We start from the raw sequence: 17,610 nt of genomic DNA, 5'->3' as shown, positions 1-17,610 counted from the left end.
GGGATGTACGAGTCCGCTCAGCCGGAGGACGTGGCCGGCCGGCCGAGTTCGTTCCGCAGCAACCGCCGCACGTTCTCGCCCAGGACCGCGACGATGTCACCTTCCGGCCAGCCACGCCGTTGCAGCGCCTCGGTGACCAGTGGCAGCCCGGCCGGGCCCGTCAGGCCGGGCAGATAGGCGTCGGCGGGCACCCCTTCGACGAAGGCACGCTCGCAGCACGGCGGGGTGGTGTCGGCGAGGACTTCCTTGATGAAGTCGGGGCCCAGTCCGACATGCCCGATCCCGGCCACCCCGGCGATGTGCTCGAAGTGGTCGATCAAGCGGTCCATCGAGTAGTCGCTGCCGTGCAGATACGGGGCGAAGAAGTTGACGCACACCACCCCGCCCCCCGCCGCGACACCCCGGAGCTGCTCGTCCGTGAGGTTGCGATGGTGGTCGAAGAGCGCCCGGGCGGCGGAGTGGGTCGCGATCACCGGCCGCGAGGCCAGTTCCAGGACATGCCCGACCCCGGCCGCGCCGAGGTGACTGATGTCGAAGAGCATGCCGAGGCGTTCCATCTCGGCCAGCGCCGCGACCCCGGCCCGGGTGAGCCGGCCGCCCGTCCCGTCCTCCCCGCTGCCGTCGGCCAGGGCGGTGCGCCCGAAGTGTGCCAGGGACGCGATCCTGACCCCCAGCCGGAACAGGGTCTCCAGCAGTTCCACGTCCTCGCCCACACCGGGCGCGCTCTCCAGCGCCAGCACCAGGGCGATACGGCCCTGCGCGAGCGCCTGATCGATCTGGACGCCGTCCTCGCACAGGGTGACGGCATCGCTGTTGCCGGCCGCGAGCCGGTGGGCCGCCTCGATCATCCGCAGGGTCCGGCGCAGCGCGCCTTCGGGCCGGTACGGGTCGTCGATGAACACCGGCAGCGCCTGGAGGTCCACCCCACCGGCCCGCAACTGCGGCAGCCAGCGCTCGCGGAAGAACTCGGCCCAGTCCTCCACCGGCCGGGCGGCCACCGCGCACAGCAGGTCGTTGTGCAGGTCGGCGACGACAGCGCGCCGGTGCAGCTCGTTCACCGTGTCACCCGTCGGTCGGCCCGGCCGGTGTGCAGATAGCGGGCGTGCCCCTGCCCGTCGTCACCGAGGAAGGCGAGCGGCGCGTGCACACCGCGCTCCGGTTCGACCGGGAGCAGTGAGTGACCGCGCCAGGCGACCAGTTCGGTGCGGTACGGCGGCTCGTCCAGGTCGGCGATGATCCCGAGGGGGGTGCGCTCCATCCACAGCCGCCCCGCCGGGTCGCGGCTCACCGTGGTCTCGGAGGTGCTCGACGTGTAGGTACCGAGATACCTGGACGCTTCCCTGATGGGAGCGGTCCCTCCCGGTGTCGGCGGCGCGGGCAGTCCGACACCGCCGAGTTCGCCGAGCACCCGGCCCGCGATCTCGGCGTACACCTGCCGTGAGAGGCCGCCGTTGGTGAGAATCGCCACGGCCACACCGCGCTCCGGTGCCACGCGCAGGAACGCGGACTGGCCGATGGTGTTCCCGTCGTGGCCGAAGAGCGGGCCGTCCGGCAGGTCGAAGAGTTCCCAGCCCAGCCCCCAGGCGGTGCCCTGGTCGATATCGGGCAGGGTGATCTGCGGGAGCCGCATGGCCCGGGCACTCGCCGGGCTCAGTACGGTGGTGCCGTGCGGGCCGCGGCCCTCGGCGAGGTGCATCCGGGCGAAGGCCAGCAGGTCACGGGGGCGCATGGCCAGCATCGACCCGGCGGGCGCGTTCGAGCGCGCCAGCGCCCAGATAGGGGTGGGTTCCAGGGGTTTCCCCGGCACCCGCTCGACATGGCCCACCGCCGCGCGATGGACGATCGCCTCGTAGGGGTCGCTCGCGGTGTGGGTCATGCCCAGCGGCGTGAAGAGGTGGTTCCGGGCGCAGACGTCGTACGGCTCCCCGCGCAGCACCTCGACCATCCGCCCCAGCACACAGAAGCCCGCGTTGTTGTACGAGAACATCGCGCCCGGCTCGAAGAGCTGCGGCACGTCGCGCAGGACACCCACGTACTTCTCCAGGCAGTCGTCACCCTTGCCGGTGTCGGTGAAGACGTCCCCCTCGAAACCGGCGACATGACTCAGCAGGTGGCGCGCGGTGATCCGCCGGGCGGCCCGCTCGTCGGCGATCCGGAACTCCGGGAGGACGGCCCGCACGGGAGCGTCGAGGTCCAGTCTCCCCTCGTCCGCCAACTGCATGACCAGGGTCGCGGTGACCACCTTGGTGATCGAACCGATCTGGAAGAGGGAGTCCACGGTCGCCTCGACACCCGTGGCCGTGCTCAGCACCCCGGCCGCGGCCTCGACCACCTCGTCGCCGACACTGACCGCGACCGCCGCGCCCGGCACCTGGCTCTCCCGGAGCAGCCCCGGCAACCGTCGGCGCAACCATGCACCCACCCCGTCCAGCGCATCCCGCTCCCGCGGCCCATCCAGCTCATCAACGCCATCCAGCCCATCCGGCTTCGGCACGGTGTCCCTACCTCCCCGCTCGATTCCGGACGAGCATAGAACCGGCGGAAACCGCGCTCTTCATCCGCTCCCACCACAAACGGTCCATCGATTGGTGGGAGCGACCGAACTCGCCTGCCCGTCGCAGGACAGGCACCGACCTGCGGGTCCGGGTCGGCGAGCAGTCCCGCCCCGGCGGCGAGCGGCCGGTCACGGCGGGTTCCGTACCCAGGCCCGAAACCGGCCCCCGTGGCGCGAAACGCAAGGGCATCCATGCCCCCGAGGTGTTGGTCTCACAGGGCAAGCCCGTTCCCCTGGAGGACCTGATGCACCGACGCCTCGTCATCTCGGTTGCCGTTTCCGCCCTTTGCGGCGCCATGCTGGCCGGCACCACCGCCCCCGCCTCCGCCGCCGCACCCACAGCCGCGCCCGCGGCTGTCGACTGTCGCAAGGTGAAGTGTGTCGCCCTCACCTTCGACGACGGGCCGGTCGCCGACACCCAGCGGCTGCTGCGCACGCTCAACGACCGCAACGTCAAGGCGACCTTCTACGTCGTCGGCAAGAACGTCCAGCGGTACCCGTCGACCGTGCGGAGCGCGGCGAGCGCGGGTCACCAGATAGGCAATCACAGCTGGGACCACGCCGACCTGACCCGGCTCAGCGCCGCGCAGATCAAGTCCCAGTTCGCCCGCGCGGACACGGCGATCAAGCAGGCCACCGGCAAGAAGCCCACCACCGTCCGCGCCCCCTACGGCGCCCACAACGCGACCGTCCGCCAGGCCGCCGCCCGGCCGCTCGTGCACTGGAGCGTCGACACCCTGGACTGGAAGTACCGCGACAGCGCCAGAATCATCAACACCGTCAAGACGCAGACCAGGCCGGGAGACATCGTCCTCCTGCACGACATCCACAAGACGACGGTCAACGCGGTCCCGGGAATCATCCAGGCCCTCAAGGCACGCGGCTTCCATTTCGTGACGGTCGACCAGCTCTTCGCCCCCGCCAAGCTCCCCGCGGCGAAGGTCACCTACCACAACCGGGCCGCCTACCGGCCGTAGGCCCACGTCACGGAAGCCGGGCGGCCGGAGAGCCGGGCAGCGGGGCAGCCGGACAGCCGGACAGCCGGACAGCCGGACAGCCGGAGAACGCTAGCAGCGCCGAGCGTCTCCCCCGCTGTGCTCCTGGTCATACGCTCACCACCTTCAGTTAGATACTAGGACGTCCTAGTATCTCGGGTAAGAACTCCTTCTGACCTGTCCGGGAAGGCCCCGATGAGCGAACCGCACCGTCCCGTGCACCCTGTCCGCCTGGTCACCGCGTCGGCCCTGTTCGACGGGCATGACGCGTCGATCAACATCATGCGGCGCATCTTCCAGTCCCAGGGCGCCGAAGTGATCCACCTGGGGCACAACCGCTCGGTGCAGGAGGTCGTGGACGCCGCGCTGGAGGAGGATGTCCACTGTGTCGCGGTCTCGTCCTACCAGGGCGGGCACGTGGAGTACTTCGAGTACCTGGTCGAGTCGCTGCGCGCCCAGGGCGCGGGGCATGTCCGTGTGGTGGGGGGCGGGGGCGGCGTCATCGTGCCCGCGGAGATCACCCGGCTGCGGCAGAGCGGGGTGACCATCTTCTCCCCCGAGGACGGCCAGCGCCTGGGGCTGGCCGGGATGGTCAACTCGGTGGTGAAGGACTGCGATTTCGACCTCTGGGACGACCGACCGGCCGACCTGGCCGCCGTGGTCGCGGGCGACCGGTTCGCCATCGCCCGCGCCACCACCGGCGCCGAGCTGGGCAGACTGCCGGCGGAGCTGCTGGAGCAGGTGCGGGCCACGGCGGCGGCCCGGACCACGCCGGTGCTCGGTATCACCGGCACCGGCGGTTCGGGGAAGTCGTCCCTGACGGACGAGCTGGTGCGCCGGTTCCGGGTCGACCAGCAGGACAAGCTGCGGATCGCGGTGATCGCTGTCGACCCGACCCGGCGCCGGGGTGGCGGTGCCCTGCTCGGAGACCGGATCCGGATGAACTCCCTCGACGGAAGCAGGGTGTTCTTCCGGAGTCTGGCCACCCGGGGCAGCCGTGAACTGCCCGAACATCTCACGGATGTCATCGCCCTCCTCAAGGCCGCCGCCTTCGATCTGGTGATCGTGGAGACACCGGGTATCGGCCAGGGCGACGCGGCGATCGTGCCGTTCGTCGGCACCTCCCTGTATGTGATGACCCCGGAGTTCGGCGCGGCGTCACAGCTGGAGAAGATCGACATGCTCGACTTCGCGGATGTCGTGGCGATCAACAAGTTCGAGCGGCGCGGCGCCCAGGACGCGCTGCGCGATGTCGCCCGCCAACTGGTCCGCAACCGCGAGGCGTTCGACAAGAGGCCGCAGGACATGCCGGTGTACGGCACCTCCGCGGCCACCTTCAACGACGACGGTGTCACGGCGCTCTACCAGCACCTCAGGTCCGTCCTGGCCGGGCAGGGACTGCCGGTGTCCAAGGGCACGCTGGCGCCGGTCGCCGTCCGGCATTCCTCGGGCATCCGCCAGGTGGTGCCCGCGCACCGGGTGCGCTATCTCGCCGAGATCAGTGACACCGTGCGCGCCTATCACCGCGAGGGCGAGGTACTGGCCGAGGCCGCGCGCCGGGTGCAGCGGCTGGACGCGGTCAGGGGCGAGCTGGTCGAGGCCGGCTCCGACCCCCGGGACGTACAGTCACTGCTGGACGACGCCCGCGACCGGCTCCCGCGCCACATCACCGCTCAGATCGAGAACTGGCCCTCGGTCGTCGCCTCCTACTCCGGTGACGAGCAGGTCGTGAGGATCCGGGACCGGGAGATCCGTACCCAGCTGACCCGCGAGTCCCTCTCCGGCAACCGGATTCCGCGTGTCGCCCTGCCCCGCTTCACCGATCACGGGGAGCTGGTGCGGTTCTGGCTACGGGAGAATCTGCCCGGCAGTTTTCCCTTCACGGCGGGGGTGTTCCCCTTCAAGCGGGACGGTGAGGATCCGGCGCGGATGTTCGCCGGCGAGGGCGACCCCTTCCGCACCAACCGGCGCTTCAAGCTGCTGTCCGAGGGCCAGCCCGCCACCCGTCTGTCCACCGCCTTCGACTCCGTCACCCTGTACGGCCGCGACCCCGACGAACGCCCCGACATCTACGGCAAGGTCGGCACCTCGGGCGTGTCCGTGGCGACGCTGGAGGACATGAAGGCGCTCTACGACGGCTTCGACCTGGTCTCGCCGGCCACCTCGGTGTCCATGACGATCAACGGACCGGCGCCGACGATCCTGGCGTTCTTCCTCAACACGGCCATCGACCAGCAGCTGGACCGGTTCCGCGCCGTCGAAGGCCGCGACCCCTCCCCCGAGGAAGCGGCCGGGCTGCGCGCCCACGCGCTGGCGAACGTACGCGGCACCGTGCAGGCCGACATCCTCAAGGAGGACCAGGGCCAGAACACCTGTCTGTTCTCCACCGAGTTCAGCCTGCGCATGATGGCCGACGTCCAGGAGTGGTTCATCACCGAGGGGGTCCGCAACTTCTACTCGGTGTCCATCTCCGGCTACCACATCGCCGAGGCCGGGGCGAACCCCATCAGCCAGCTCGCCTTCACCCTCGCGAACGGATTCACCTACGTCGAGGCGTATCTGGCACGCGGCATGGACATCGACGACTTCGCGCCCAACCTCTCCTTCTTCTTCTCCAACGGCATGGACCCCGAGTACTCCGTCATGGGCCGGGTGGCCCGCCGGATCTGGGCCGTCACGCTGAAGGAGAAGTACGGCGCGAACGAGCGCAGTCAGAAGCTCAAGTACCACGTCCAGACCTCCGGCCGCTCGCTGCACGCCCAGGAGATGGACTTCAACGACATCCGCACCACCCTCCAGGCGCTCATCGCGATCTACGACAACTGCAACAGCCTGCACACCAACGCCTACGACGAGGCGGTCACCACCCCCACCGAGGAGTCCGTCCGCCGGGCCCTGGCGATCCAGCTCATCATCAACCGCGAGTGGGGCCTCGCCATGAACGAGAACCCGCTCCAGGGTTCGTACATCATCGACGAACTCACCGACCTGGTGGAGGAGGCCGTCCTCCGGGAGTTCGACCGGATCAACGAGCGCGGCGGGGTGCTCGGCGCCATGGAGACCGGCTATCAGCGCGGCCGGATCCAGGACGAGTCCATGCTCTACGAGCAGCGCAAACACGACGGCACGCTCCCGATCATCGGGGTCAACACCTTCCGCAACCCCCACGCGGGCACCGCCGAGCCCGGCGTGATCGAACTGGCCCGGGCCACCGAGGACGAGAAGCAGTCCCAGCTGAAGCGCGTCCACACCTACCAGTCCGCGCACCAGGAAGCGGCCCACACCGCCCTGACCGCGCTCAAGGCCACGGCGGTCACCGACCAGAACGTCTTCGCGGTCCTGATGGACGCCGCCCGCGTCTGCACACTGCAACAGATCACGGACGCGTTCTTCGAGGTCGGGGGCCAGTACCGCCGAAATGTCTGACCGAGCGCCCAGGCCGGCCGCATCAGCTCCAGGTCCTCGCCCCAGGCGTCCAACACCGACCCATGCCCGGCCCTACGGACCACCGCCTCGACCTGTGCGAAGAGACACCGTCGGGTGAATATGTCGCCCCTTCCCGAGATACGGTCCAAGGCGCCGAGCAGCACCCCGGTGTCCCAGCCGGGGAGCGGGAACCGGGTCAGCTCCCACTCCAGGTACTTGTTGTAGGGACGGGTGCGCCGACCGGGCCGCTCCCGGCGGATCGGCGGTACACCTAGACCTTCGGATCCCGCTTCCACTCGTGGGCGAGGAGGCCGAGCACGACCTGGTCCAGGAACTCGCCCAGCACCCAGGCGGAGGAGCGCAGCACGCCCTCGCGGACGAAGCCGTTGCGCTCGGCGGAGCCCAGCATCGCGGCGTTGTCCGACAGGGTTTCGATCTGCAACCGCTGGAGGCCGCGCACGACGAAACCGTAGTGGCACAGCACCGCGACCACATCGGTGCCGTAGCCCTTGCCCCGGGAGGACGGCAGCAGCCCCAGCCCGATGTGCGCGGACCGGTTGTGGGTGTCGATGCCCCACAGCAGCGCGGTGCCGACCAGTGTGCCGCCCGCCAGCTCCACCACGGAGAACGGGACCCGCCCCTCCTCCTTGTCGTCCACCACGAGACGCGGATCCTTCGAGCCGGGCGTGACCGGGCGCCATGGCCCGCCTTCGGCCCGCGAACCGGTGATCACGTCGTCGTACAGCTCGGTCCGCAGGACCGGAATGTCATCCTCGTGCCGGGCCCTGAGCCCGACCTTGCCACCCTTCAGCATGCGAGATTCCTACCCCGGAGCACTGACCGGCGGCAACCGATTTGCGCCGGTCAGAGGGGTAACCCGTGGCGATCGCGGACGATGTGGATCTTCGGTCTGGCCGTTGGTGTGCGGTGCCGGAACCCGGCGAGGATGACTCCGCCGAGTTCGAGGTGATGTGTCCGGGGCATTGACAGCCGTCGACGGGCCGCAATACGTTCGGGCCGATCCGGTCGATGGGCAACAAATCGATCGGGGGGAGCGTCCTCGCGGCGCTCCGGAGACCGTTGCATGCCGACCAGGTGTGCATCGAACTGGCCGGTGACCGAAGTCCCACAGCCAGTGGAGGTCTCTCGTATGAAGGTTGTACTCCATCGAACGCACGGTGACCGGGATGTACTCCAGGTGGCCGACGTCCCGGTGCCCGATCCGGGACCGGGTGAAGTGCTCGTCCGCGTCGCCGCCTGCGGTCTCAATCACCTCGACGTCCTCCAGCGACGCGGGCCGGGACTGATCCCCGGCTTCGCCCTGCCGCACGTGGCCGGCATGGACGTCGCCGGTACCGTCGCGGCGGTCGGCCCCGCGGGCGCCGGGCGGGAGGGCGGCACCGCGTTCGCCGAGGGCACGCGGGTCGTCGTGAATCCGGCCGTGCCGTGTGATCGCTGCGAGAGCTGCGTCACGGGAGCCGACGGCAGGTGCCCGAGCGCGGGTGTCATCGGTGCCACCCTGGCCGGCGGCTACGCCGAGTACGTGCTCGTCCCGGCGGCCAATGTGCACCGGGTGCCGGACGAGGTCGACCTGGTCGAAGCGGCCGTCGTACCGACGATCTGGATGACGGCCTGGCACGCGCTCATCGAGATCGGCAAGGTCCGCCTCGGCGAGACCGTGCTGATCCACGCGGCCGGCAGCGGCGTCAGCACCGCCCTGATCCAGCTGGCCAAGGCCGCCGGCGCCCGGGTGATCACCACGGTCAGCTCGGACGCGAAGGTCGACTACGCACGCGGCCTGGGCGCCGATGTCGTGGTCAACTCCACCACCGGCGACGTCGTGAAAACCGTCCGCGAGGTCACCGCGGGACGGGGCGCCGACCTCGTACTCGACCATGTCGGCCCGGCCACCTGGAACACCGGCATCTACAGCCTCGCGGCGCGCGGGCGGCTGGTGTTCTTCGGCAACACGACCGGCAACCGGGCCGAGTTCGACCTGGTCTATGCCTACCACTTCGGGCTGCAACTGCTCGGCTCGGACCCGTACGACCGCCGCGAGTTCGCCGCGATGCTCGACGCCTACTGGGCGTCGCCGTTCCGCACGCCGATCGACAGCGAGTTCCCGCTGGCCGAGGCCGCGGCGGCACAGGCCCGGATGGAGTCACGGCAGGCCACCGGCAAGATCGTGCTGCGGCCATGAGCACGGCGACCACCACCCCGGTCGGCCCGGCGCCGGTGTGGGACGTGATCAACGGCTTCACGTCCTACTGGGCGCTCTCGGCCGCGCTCGACCTCGGCCTGTTCGACGCCCTCGCGAAGGATGCGGGGGATGCCGGGGATGCGAAAGATGCGGCGGGCGCCGACGGGGGCGGACTGGACGCCGTGCGGCTGGCCGGCGCGATCGGTGCCGACGGGCCCGGCCCGGTGTCCGTCCTGGCCGAGACGCTCGTCGCGCTCGGCCTGCTCGCCGCCGACGAGGACCGGTTCCGGCTCACGCCCGTGGCCGAGCGCTACCTGGTGTCGACGGCACCGGCCTCGATGGCCGCCCTCGTCCACCATTCCCCGGGGCCGCCGGGGGCCTGGCCGGGCCTCGCCGACACCATCCGCAGCGGCGCGCCCGAGCCGGCCGTGACCGCCGACCTGACCGAGCTGTACCCGGCGCTCGTCCGCGCGACCGGCCCCACCCAGGCGGCTGTGGCCACGGCTGTCGCCGCGGAGCTGGAGCAGCGCGGGCTGTGGCCGGAGCAGCCGGTGATCGTCGACCTCGGCTGCGGCTCGGGGGCGTGGCTGACCTCGCTGCTGCGCACCCGGCCGAAGGGCACGGTGGTCGCGGTCGACCTGCCGGACGTGCTGCCGATCGCCGAGCGCGCGGCCATGGACGCGGGCCTGCGTGAGCGGGTGATCGCCGTTCCCGGCGACTACCTGGAGTCCGCGCTCCCGGTCACCTCGGCCGATGTCGTCGTCCTGGCACATGTGCTGCGGGCCGAGCCGGCCGAGCGGGCCCGGCGGCTGCTCGCCCGCGCGGTCGAGCTGGCCGGCCCGGACGGGGTCGTCGTGGTCGTCGACTATCCGCGCCCCGACCCACCCCGCACGGGACAGGGCACCGACGGCGAAGACCGTGGTGCCGTCTGCCGCGCCGCGCGTCATGAACTGCTGCTGTCCCTGACGATGCTGGCCTCCACGGCCGGGCTCGGTGTCACGGTCGCGGACCTGCGCGCGTGGGCCGGGGCGGCCGGAGCCGAGCTGACCGACTCGTTCGAGCCGGTGCCCCGCCAGCATGTCCGCCTCATCCGCTCCCGCACCTCGGAGGCCACCTCGTGAATTCCCCGAATGCCACGGCGCCCGCCGACACCCTGATCGTCAACACCCTCGTCGTGACGATGGACGACTCCCGCCGCGTGATCAGCGACGGGGCGGTCGCCATCCGGGACGACCTGATCGTGGCCGTCGGCAAGACCGCCGACGTGACCGCCGAGTGGCACAGTGACACCGTCATCTCCGGTGAGCGGTTCGTCGTCACCCCCGGCCTGATCAACACGCATGTGCACATCACCGGGGAACCACTCACCCGCGGTTTCGTCCCGGACGACACCCCGTTCCTGGAGAACGTCTTCGAGTGGCTCACGCCGATCCACACCCACTACACCGAGGAGGACGAGCACATCTCGGCCCAGCTCGCGGCGCTGGAGATGCTCAAGAGCGGCACGACCGCGTTCCTGGAAGCGGGCACGATCCGGTTCATCGACCCGGTCGTGGAGGCCCTCACCGAGATCGGCATCCGCGCCCGCGTCGGACCGTGGGCATGGGACCTCGTGCCCGAGCCGGAGATCCTGCGCATGTCGACCGCACAGGCCATCGCCCGCCTCAACGACACGATGGGCAAGTACGCCTCGGTGGCCGACGGCCGCATCCAGGCCTGGCCGATCATCATCGGCCACACCTGTTGCAGCGACGAACTGTGGCAGGCCGCCAAGAACCTGTCGATCGAGTACGGCAGCGGGTTCAGCTTCCACATGTCGCCGGCCGCGATGGACCCCGAGGGCTTCCTCGCGGCGTACGGGCAGCGGCCCATGGTGCACCTCGACGAGCTGGGTGTGCTCGGTGACAACGTGATCCTGACCCATGCCGTCCATGTGGACGACGACGAGGTGGCGCGGCTCGCCAGGACGGGGACGAGTGTGTCGCACTGCCCGACCACCGCGCTCAAGGTGTCCTACGGCGTGACCCAGATCGGCAAGTTCCCCGAGATGGTGGCCGCCGGTGTGAATGTGGCGATCGGCACCGACGGCAACAACGCCTCGAACTACCACGACCTGATGCGCGCGACCTACCTGGTCGCCGGGCTGTTCAAGGACGCCCGGCGGGACGCGACGATCTTCCCGGCCGAGGACGCGTTCGCGATGGCCACCCGCAACGGTGCCCGTGGGCTCCAGGCCGAGCATGAGATCGGCTCGATCGAGACGGGCAAGAAGGCCGACCTGGTCCTGCACGACACGAACCGGCCGGAGTGGCGGCCCCTGCACAACGTGGCCAACCAGCTCGTGTGGTCGGCGGACGGGCGGGGCGTGCACACGGTGTTCGTCGACGGGCGGCGCGTCGTCGACAACTACCGCTGCACGACGATCGACGAGGACGACCTGCTGCGCCGCGCCCAGACCGCGGGCGAGGGCATCGTGGCCCGCTCCGGCCTGCCCAACCGGGCCAAGTGGCCCACCGTCTGACCACACGGCCGCGTGTCACGGCCGGGCCGAACGAACCCCATGAATGAAGTGAAACGAACGAGGAGAGCAGAACCATGGCTGAACTGACCGAACCCCGCTGGACCCACGTCGCCGTGCCGGTCAGCGACCTGGACCGATCCATCGAGTTCTACACGAGCCTCACCCCCTTGGTGCTGGTCACCAAGAACGTGGACAGCAACGGGCGCGGTGCCTGGCTGTCGAACAAGGGGCAGGTCGACTCGGCGTTCGTCCTCGTCCTGGCCGAGTTCATCCCCGAGGTGGGGGCGCGCTTCGGCATCGAGCCGGGCGAGAAGATCCCGACGCTGGCGCCGTTCGCCCACATCGGCATCGAGCTGCCCCACCGCGAGGACGTCGACGCGGTCGCGGCCAAGGCGCGCGAGATGGGGAACCTGCGCTGGGAGCCGGTGGAGATGGCCGCCCACATCGGGTACATCTGCGCCGTCAACGACCCCGACGGCAACACGATCGAGTTCTCGCACAACCAGAAGGTGTTCTCGACCATCCAGGAGCTGTGGGGCTGAGCGGCCCGAGAGGAGACGCGGCCGACCGGGCCTGTCGAGACGGTCTGGCGCCGGTCCCGGCGACCGGGTCGGTCGGGTCGGTCCAGCGTCTGTGGCGGCGATGGCGGCCTGATCCCCGTAGTGGCCCAGGCCGCCCTCCGCAGCTGTTCCCCCGGGGCCGGCTCAGTCCGCGCGGATGACCGCCCGCAGACGGGTGGCGAAGGAGTCGGGGGTCTCCACGAATCCGGTGTGACCGCCGGGGAACATCACCGGCTCGATGCCCAGGGCCTGAGCGAGCGCCTGGGAGGTCCGGTCGCAGAGCTGGCCGGTGGAGTCGTCGCCGATGCCCACCACGACGCGGGTGGCCCCGGTGCGCAGGGCGGTCGTGTCCGGCTGCCAGAAGGTGGAGCCACGCATTTCATGGGCGAACCAGCGACGCTCGTCCGCCACCTGGCGCGGATCGCGCTCGCCCCCGAACATCTCCTCGATCACGGGCTCGGGAATCGCGATGCCGGCCTGCGCGAAGAATCTCTTCCAGGCTCCCGTGACATCACCGTCGAGGTAGGTGGTCACCAGGTCCTCGGTCCCGGCGCGTAGCTGCTCGCGGTCCTCCAGCAGCTCGATCAGCGGGGGCTCGTGGGCGATGACGGTGTGCGCATGGTCCGGGTGGGCCTGGGCGAGGGCCAGCGCGGTGACGGCACCGCCGCTGGAGCCCAGGACGAGGGCCGGGCCCGCGTCGACATGGGCGATCAGCCGGGCCAGGTCGTCGGCGCGCAGAGGCGGCGTCGAGTCCTGCTCGGGGTCGTCCAGCGTGCTGCGGTGGATGCCGCGCGGGTCGGTGGTGAGCACCGTGTGGTCGGTGGCGAGCAGCTCGGCCAGCGGGGCGAAGGCGGCGGCGTCCATCGGGGCACCGACCAGCACGATCAGCGGGCCTTCGCCGCGCACCTCGTAGTGCAGAAGCGCGCCGGGCACCCTGAGCGAACCGACGGCACCGGTCTCGGGGGTGTCCGCCGTGCGAGTGGTATCGGTCAAGTCTGTCGAGTCAGTGGTCATGCTCTCTCCGGATGAGACTGTTCTTGATGGGGCTGTTCTTGATGAGGCTGTTCTTGAATGGGGCTGTTCCTGGTCTGTCGATCATGTAGACCTCGCGGAGGGCGCGGACTCATCGGTCGTCGGCACATCGCTTCGTACACTGGCGGGCATGGCATGCCGTATCAGTGAGCTGGTCATCGACTGCGCCGACGCCGAACGGCTCGCCGCCTTCTGGAGCGAGGTTCTCGGCTACGTCGAACTGCTGCGGGAGGACGACGGAAGCATCGAGATCGGACCGCCCGACGTCGGATTCGGCGGCCCGCTGCCCACCCTCGTCCTCAGTCCCAGCGGCGAACCGCGGGCCGGGAAGCTCCGGCTGCATCTCGACGTCAGCGCCACCGACCGCGACCAGGACGCCGAACTGGACCGGCTGCTCGCGCTGGGCGCCAGGCCGGTCGACATCGGCCAGACCGGCGCCGAGAGCTGGCATGTCCTGGCCGACCCGGAAGGCAACGAGTTCTGCCTCCTGCGCACCCGTATCCAGCCTGTCATCCAGCCCGTCATCCAGCCCGGCTGACCAGGCTCCCACCGGCCCGAAGCCGGAAGCCGCCCGTGTCCGGGCCATCGTGTCCCCCACATCACCCGTGCGAGCGAAAACACTCCGAAGTCCTGCGAGGTCAATGCCGTGTCGGGTGCCGTCGCCCGGCGGGGCTGGTGAGACTTCCTGGACACACTGGGCCGTGTCGAAGTCTCTTCGGTCCGCGCGCTGCCGGGTCGATGAAGCGTGATGAAGGGGGAACGGTGGCTGCGATGGAACTGGTCGCGGGGGCCTTGGCCGCGGGGTTGGTGGGCGGGCTCACGGGCGGGCTGACGGAGACGGGCCAGCGGGCCGCGCGAAGCGCCTGGAACGGGCTGATGTCCCTGGTGTCGCGCAGGCGGCGGGACGCCACGGCCGGTGAGGAGGAGTCCGCCCCGGACGCGGGCGAGGGAAGCGAGCCGGTGAACGAACCCGATCGGGGCGTTCCGGCGGGCAAGTGCGGCGTGTTCGTGAACAGGTCCAGAGGCGTCGCGTTCGGCGACCACATCAGCCAGACCAACTACTTCACCGACCGGTGACGAAGAACCGCCTCGCTGACGGCGAGGGAATGCAGGTCTCGGCTCGCGGTAATGGCATCGTCATCGGGGAAAAGGCCGTCCAGCACAACCATTTCCCGCAAGTCCCCGTACGGCCCGCGGCACGGCGGGCGATGGTCGTTGGGCTCACGGTGCTGGCGGTCGTCGCCTTCGGCGGCCCCGACACCTCGGAACCCGCTCAGCCGATCCCGCCCGCGCCCGGGGCGCCCTCACCGGCCCCGACGGCCACAGCGAGCACCCGGCCGAGCCTCGCGCCGACGCCCACCCAGAACCCCGCGCCGACTACCACGTCTCCACCGCAGGCCCTGCCGCCGGCACCCGCGCCCGCCCCGAGCCCCCCTCCGGAGTCCAGCCCACCCCCCGCACGTCCCACCCCCACACTCACCCCCACACCCACGCCGTCCCCGGCCCGGACCTGTCCGCTGCGGAAGCAGTACCGGGTGAACAACAAGGGGCAGATCTGGGACGCCGGGGGCAACCGCGTCGGGGACGTGGCCTCGGGCACCCTGTTCTTCCGGCTGGAGCCCGCGAGCTATCCGGCCCCCGTCGACGATCGCTACTACGGCACCGTCGACGAGGTCATTTCCGGCAGCGCGACCGGCTATGTCCTGCGGAAGAAACTCGACTATGTCGGGACCGTCGAAATCTGCGACTAGGGCTTGCGCCTGGTTGCCGGGCGGGCAGGGCTACCGGTCCGGACCTGGCCGGATCGGTACCCATTTCTTTGCATGGACTTTCCTGTTCGAATTCGGACTCGGTACATTCCCTCTGGTTTTGGAGAAGTGAGCATTCGCTGCGTCCGGCAGCCCCTCTCCACACCGAAAAAACGGGAGGAAATAATGTCGGTCATCGATGAATCACTCGTCAACAATGAGGTGTACGCCGCTTCCTTCGGCGGTCGCCTCGCACTTCCTCCGGCACGCGAACTGGCCGTCCTCGCCTGCATGGATGCCCGGCTCGACATCTTCTCGATGCTGGGCCTCAAGGAGGGAGACGCCCATATCATCCGCAATGCGGGCGGCGCGGTGACGGAGGACGCGATCCGGTCGCTGGTCATCAGCCAGCGCCTCCTGGGCACTCGGCGGATCATGCTCATCCACCACACGGACTGCGGCATGCAGACCTTCAAGGACGACGACTTCAAACGCGAGATCGAGGACGAGACCGGAATCCGCCCGCCCTGGGCGCCGGAAGCCTTCGCCGATCTGGAGACGGATGTCCGGCAGTCCATCCGGCGTATCAAGGCCGATCCCTTCGTGCCGCACAAGCGACACATTCGCGGTTTCGTCTTCGCCGTGGAGACGGGGCAGCTGACGGAGGTGCAGTGAGGCGCAGTGAGATGCGATGAGGCGCCTCAAAGACCTCGTGCCCGGCCGACAGTTCCTCGTCGGTCGGGTTGGTCGGGCTGGTCGGGCTGGTCGGGTCGATCAGGCTGATCGGGCCGCGGCGAGGCCCGCGCGGCGGCGGCCCGCCTATCGATGGACCAGCCCACCCCCCACCTCGATCACCTGCCCCGTCACCCCCGCCGCGCCCTCGGACACCAGGAAGCGCAGGCAGCCGACCATGTCGTCGGGGGTGAGCCGGCGGGGCAGTGCCTGGCGGCGCAGGATGTCCGCGTCCAGGTCGTGCTGGGGCCCGTGCGCGGTGGCGAGTTCGCGTTCGCTCTCGGTGCGGACCGCCCCGGGTGACAGGGCGTTGACGGTGATGCCCGCCGGGCCCAGGGAGCGCGCGAGGGCGCGGGTCAGGCCGACCAGGCCGCTCTTGCCGGCCACGTACGCGGGGCCGGACGGGCCGCCGAGCCGTACCGTCGCCGAGGTGATGTTGACGATGCGTCCCCAGCCGCGTGCGCGCATGCCGGGGACCAGGGCGCGGGCCAGCAGGACGGGCGCGGTGAGGTTCACGGCGAGGGTGGACGCCCACTCCTCGTGGGTCAGGTCGTCGAGCGCCGACTGGGAGGCGCGGGCCGCGTTGTTCACCAGCACGTCGACCGGGCCCGCGGCCGAGGCGAGGCGGGCGATCTCGCGGGCGTCGCCCAGGTCGGCTTCCAGGGTCTCGACCGCCGCACCGAGGTCACGGCACCGGGCGGCCACGTCGGCGATCTCGTGCGCGGCGTCCAGGTGGTGCAGCACCAGGGCCGTACCGGGGCGGGCCAGGCCCACGGCCAGGGCGGCGCCGATCCCCCGGCGGGCCCCGGTCACCAGGACGCGCCTGCCGGTCACCTCCCTGCCCCCTGCGATGCGCCCGGCACGATCAGCGTCTTGACGGTCGTACCCGCGCGCACCCCGTCCAGGGCGGTGCCGATGTCCCCCAGGCCGAAGGCGGCGGTGACCAGCGGGGTGAGCCGGGCCGCGTGTCTGCGGACCGTGTCCACGGCGGCGGGGAAGCTGTGCAGGATCGCCATCGAGCCGACGATGGTCAACTCGTCGGCGTAGACGCGGTACGGCGACACCTCGACGCGTGCGGCGGGCGGGGCCACTCCGAAGACGAGGAGATGGCCGGCCCGGTCCACCAGGTCGAGCGCCTGGGTGAAGCCGGAGGGGTGTCCGGTCGCCTCCACGACCCAGGGCACCCGGAGTCCGGTCACCTCGTCGGGGTGTCGGGCGGTGGCGTCGGTCAGCCGGGCGGCCAGTTCCCGGCGGGCCGGGTTGGGGTCGACGACGGTGACCGGGCCCACGCCCCTGGCGTCCAGCAGCAGCGCGAGGATCAGGCCCATCGTGCCGGCCCCGCACACCACGGCCGGTTCGTCGGCGCGCGGGCGCAGCCGGTCCAGGCCGCGTACCGCGCAGGCCACGGGTTCGAGCAGGGCGGCGGCCTCCCAGGGGAAGGACTCGCCCAGGCGGTGGCAGTTGGCCTCGGGGACGGCGACGTACTCGGCCCAGGCGCCCGGTCTGGTGGCGCCGATCGCGCCCCAGTCCTCGCACATGTTGCCCTGTCCGCGCAGGCAGCGCCCGCACCGGCCGCAGTGCAGCGAGGGGTCCACGGCCACCAGGTCGCCCACGCGGTGGTCGTGGACGCCGGTGCCGACCGCGACGACCTCGCCCCAGGACTCATGTCCCGGCACCAGCGGGAACCGGCCGTCGCCGAGTCCGCCCGACAGGAGGTGGAGGTCGGTTCCGCAGATGCCGCACGCCCGTACCTCGATCACCACCTCGTTCGCGGCCGGGTCGGGGTCGGGGATGTGCTCCACCGCCTGCCGTCCCGGCGCCGAGGCCACCACGGCACGCATC

At 70.7% G+C, this 17,610-nt stretch carries 16 protein-coding genes and 1 pseudogene; 10 read left to right on the top strand and 7 right to left on the bottom strand.

What is annotated here, in order from left to right:
- Positions 1-17 precede the first annotated feature (17 nt).
- Both ACFRFC_RS00840 and ACFRFC_RS00835 read right to left on the bottom strand, forming a co-directional pair.
- On the bottom strand, positions 18-1,058 hold the full coding sequence (locus ACFRFC_RS00840) for a dipeptidase (protein WP_382679702.1): 1,041 nt from the start codon (positions 1,056-1,058) through the stop codon (positions 18-20).
- Positions 1,055-2,422, bottom strand: a complete 1,368-nt coding sequence (locus ACFRFC_RS00835) for a serine hydrolase domain-containing protein (RefSeq protein ID WP_382679700.1) — start codon at positions 2,420-2,422, stop codon at positions 1,055-1,057. Before ACFRFC_RS00835 ends, ACFRFC_RS00840 begins: the two co-directional genes overlap by 4 nt.
- Before the next feature lie 377 nt (positions 2,423-2,799).
- Here ACFRFC_RS00835 and ACFRFC_RS00830 point away from each other — a divergent pair, with 377 nt between their 5' ends.
- Both ACFRFC_RS00830 and icmF read left to right on the top strand, forming a co-directional pair.
- Positions 2,800-3,531 carry a polysaccharide deacetylase family protein gene (locus ACFRFC_RS00830; protein WP_382679697.1) on the top strand — a complete coding sequence of 244 codons (732 nt, stop codon included), beginning with the start codon at positions 2,800-2,802 and terminating at the stop codon, positions 3,529-3,531.
- A gap of 213 nt (positions 3,532-3,744) precedes the next feature.
- Complete coding sequence (gene icmF, locus ACFRFC_RS00825; RefSeq protein ID WP_382679694.1) at positions 3,745-6,975, top strand: fused isobutyryl-CoA mutase/GTPase IcmF; 3,231 nt, start codon at positions 3,745-3,747, stop codon at positions 6,973-6,975.
- Between the two features lie 14 nt (positions 6,976-6,989).
- On the opposite strand, the pseudogene ACFRFC_RS00820 reads toward icmF, so the two are convergent.
- Together ACFRFC_RS00820 and ACFRFC_RS00815 are read right to left on the bottom strand one after the other, a co-directional pair.
- Positions 6,990-7,214, bottom strand: a pseudogene (locus ACFRFC_RS00820) (hypothetical protein); the annotation flags it as partial.
- A gap of 32 nt (positions 7,215-7,246) precedes the next feature.
- The gene (locus ACFRFC_RS00815) at positions 7,247-7,789 is read right to left on the bottom strand and encodes a GNAT family N-acetyltransferase (RefSeq protein ID WP_382679691.1); all 543 of its coding nucleotides are present in this window, start codon (positions 7,787-7,789) and stop codon (positions 7,247-7,249) included.
- A 336-nt stretch (positions 7,790-8,125) separates the two neighbouring features.
- Between ACFRFC_RS00815 and ACFRFC_RS00810 the strand changes: the two genes are divergently transcribed.
- From ACFRFC_RS00810 to ACFRFC_RS00795, 4 genes are all read left to right on the top strand, one after another.
- A complete protein-coding gene (locus tag ACFRFC_RS00810) occupies positions 8,126-9,175 on the top strand; it encodes a zinc-binding dehydrogenase (protein ID WP_382679688.1) in 1,050 nt (349 codons plus the stop codon).
- Positions 9,172-10,296 carry a class I SAM-dependent methyltransferase gene (locus ACFRFC_RS00805; protein ID WP_382679686.1) on the top strand — a complete coding sequence of 375 codons (1,125 nt, stop codon included), beginning with the start codon at positions 9,172-9,174 and terminating at the stop codon, positions 10,294-10,296. The genes ACFRFC_RS00810 and ACFRFC_RS00805 overlap by 4 nt, the downstream gene beginning before the upstream one ends.
- On the top strand, positions 10,293-11,696 hold the full coding sequence (locus ACFRFC_RS00800; protein ID WP_382679683.1) for an amidohydrolase family protein: 1,404 nt from the start codon (positions 10,293-10,295) through the stop codon (positions 11,694-11,696). The genes ACFRFC_RS00805 and ACFRFC_RS00800 overlap by 4 nt, the downstream gene beginning before the upstream one ends.
- Before the next feature lie 74 nt (positions 11,697-11,770).
- Complete coding sequence (locus ACFRFC_RS00795; protein WP_382679681.1) at positions 11,771-12,238, top strand: VOC family protein; 468 nt, start codon at positions 11,771-11,773, stop codon at positions 12,236-12,238.
- 162 nt (positions 12,239-12,400) lie between these two features.
- Here the strand turns inward: ACFRFC_RS00795 and ACFRFC_RS00790 are convergent, their stop codons facing one another.
- Positions 12,401-13,249, bottom strand: a complete 849-nt coding sequence (locus tag ACFRFC_RS00790; RefSeq protein WP_382679678.1) for an alpha/beta fold hydrolase — start codon at positions 13,247-13,249, stop codon at positions 12,401-12,403.
- 169 nt (positions 13,250-13,418) lie between these two features.
- Here ACFRFC_RS00790 and ACFRFC_RS00785 point away from each other — a divergent pair, with 169 nt between their 5' ends.
- From ACFRFC_RS00785 to ACFRFC_RS00770, 4 genes are all read left to right on the top strand, one after another.
- Entirely contained in the window at positions 13,419-13,826 is a 408-nt protein-coding gene (locus tag ACFRFC_RS00785) for a VOC family protein (RefSeq protein WP_382679675.1), read from the top strand.
- 224 nt (positions 13,827-14,050) lie between these two features.
- Positions 14,051-14,365, top strand: coding sequence for a hypothetical protein (locus tag ACFRFC_RS00780; RefSeq protein ID WP_382679672.1), 315 nt, complete (start codon positions 14,051-14,053; stop codon positions 14,363-14,365).
- Positions 14,366-14,823: 458 nt separating this feature from the next.
- The gene (locus ACFRFC_RS00775; RefSeq protein ID WP_382679670.1) at positions 14,824-15,039 is read left to right on the top strand and encodes a hypothetical protein; all 216 of its coding nucleotides are present in this window, start codon (positions 14,824-14,826) and stop codon (positions 15,037-15,039) included.
- 183 nt (positions 15,040-15,222) lie between these two features.
- Positions 15,223-15,711, top strand: coding sequence for a beta-class carbonic anhydrase (locus ACFRFC_RS00770; protein ID WP_382679667.1), 489 nt, complete (start codon positions 15,223-15,225; stop codon positions 15,709-15,711).
- Between the two features lie 144 nt (positions 15,712-15,855).
- Here ACFRFC_RS00770 and ACFRFC_RS00765 read toward each other — a convergent pair whose 3' ends face one another.
- Together ACFRFC_RS00765 and ACFRFC_RS00760 are read right to left on the bottom strand one after the other, a co-directional pair.
- Positions 15,856-16,602, bottom strand: coding sequence for an SDR family NAD(P)-dependent oxidoreductase (locus tag ACFRFC_RS00765; protein ID WP_382679664.1), 747 nt, complete (start codon positions 16,600-16,602; stop codon positions 15,856-15,858).
- A complete protein-coding gene (locus tag ACFRFC_RS00760) occupies positions 16,599-17,609 on the bottom strand; it encodes an alcohol dehydrogenase catalytic domain-containing protein (protein ID WP_382680163.1) in 1,011 nt (336 codons plus the stop codon). The genes ACFRFC_RS00765 and ACFRFC_RS00760 overlap by 4 nt, the downstream gene beginning before the upstream one ends.
- Position 17,610: the final 1 nt, after the last annotated feature.

Origin of the sequence: Streptomyces sp. NPDC056734 (assembly GCF_042790455.1) — a bacterium.
GTDB lineage: Bacteria > Actinomycetota > Actinomycetes > Streptomycetales > Streptomycetaceae > Streptomyces.
The sequence above is the reverse complement of the archived record's forward strand: the minus strand, read 5'-3'. Positions and strand labels throughout refer to the sequence as shown.

Excerpts from the sequence above, each read along its gene's own strand:
- ACFRFC_RS00830 (WP_382679697.1), top strand. The coding sequence starts at position 2,800 with ATGCACCGACGCCTCGTCATCTCGGTTGCCGTTTCCGCCCTTTGCGGC.
- icmF (WP_382679694.1), top strand. The coding sequence starts at position 3,745 with ATGAGCGAACCGCACCGTCCCGTGCACCCTGTCCGCCTGGTCACCGCG.
- ACFRFC_RS00815 (WP_382679691.1), bottom strand. The coding sequence starts at position 7,789 with ATGCTGAAGGGTGGCAAGGTCGGGCTCAGGGCCCGGCACGAGGATGAC.
- ACFRFC_RS00810 (WP_382679688.1), top strand. The coding sequence starts at position 8,126 with ATGAAGGTTGTACTCCATCGAACGCACGGTGACCGGGATGTACTCCAG.
- ACFRFC_RS00805 (WP_382679686.1), top strand. The coding sequence starts at position 9,172 with ATGAGCACGGCGACCACCACCCCGGTCGGCCCGGCGCCGGTGTGGGAC.
- ACFRFC_RS00795 (WP_382679681.1), top strand. The coding sequence starts at position 11,771 with ATGGCTGAACTGACCGAACCCCGCTGGACCCACGTCGCCGTGCCGGTC.
- ACFRFC_RS00785 (WP_382679675.1), top strand. The coding sequence starts at position 13,419 with ATGGCATGCCGTATCAGTGAGCTGGTCATCGACTGCGCCGACGCCGAA.
- ACFRFC_RS00770 (WP_382679667.1), top strand. The coding sequence starts at position 15,223 with ATGTCGGTCATCGATGAATCACTCGTCAACAATGAGGTGTACGCCGCT.
- ACFRFC_RS00760 (WP_382680163.1), bottom strand. The coding sequence starts at position 17,609 with ATGCGTGCCGTGGTGGCCTCGGCGCCGGGACGGCAGGCGGTGGAGCAC.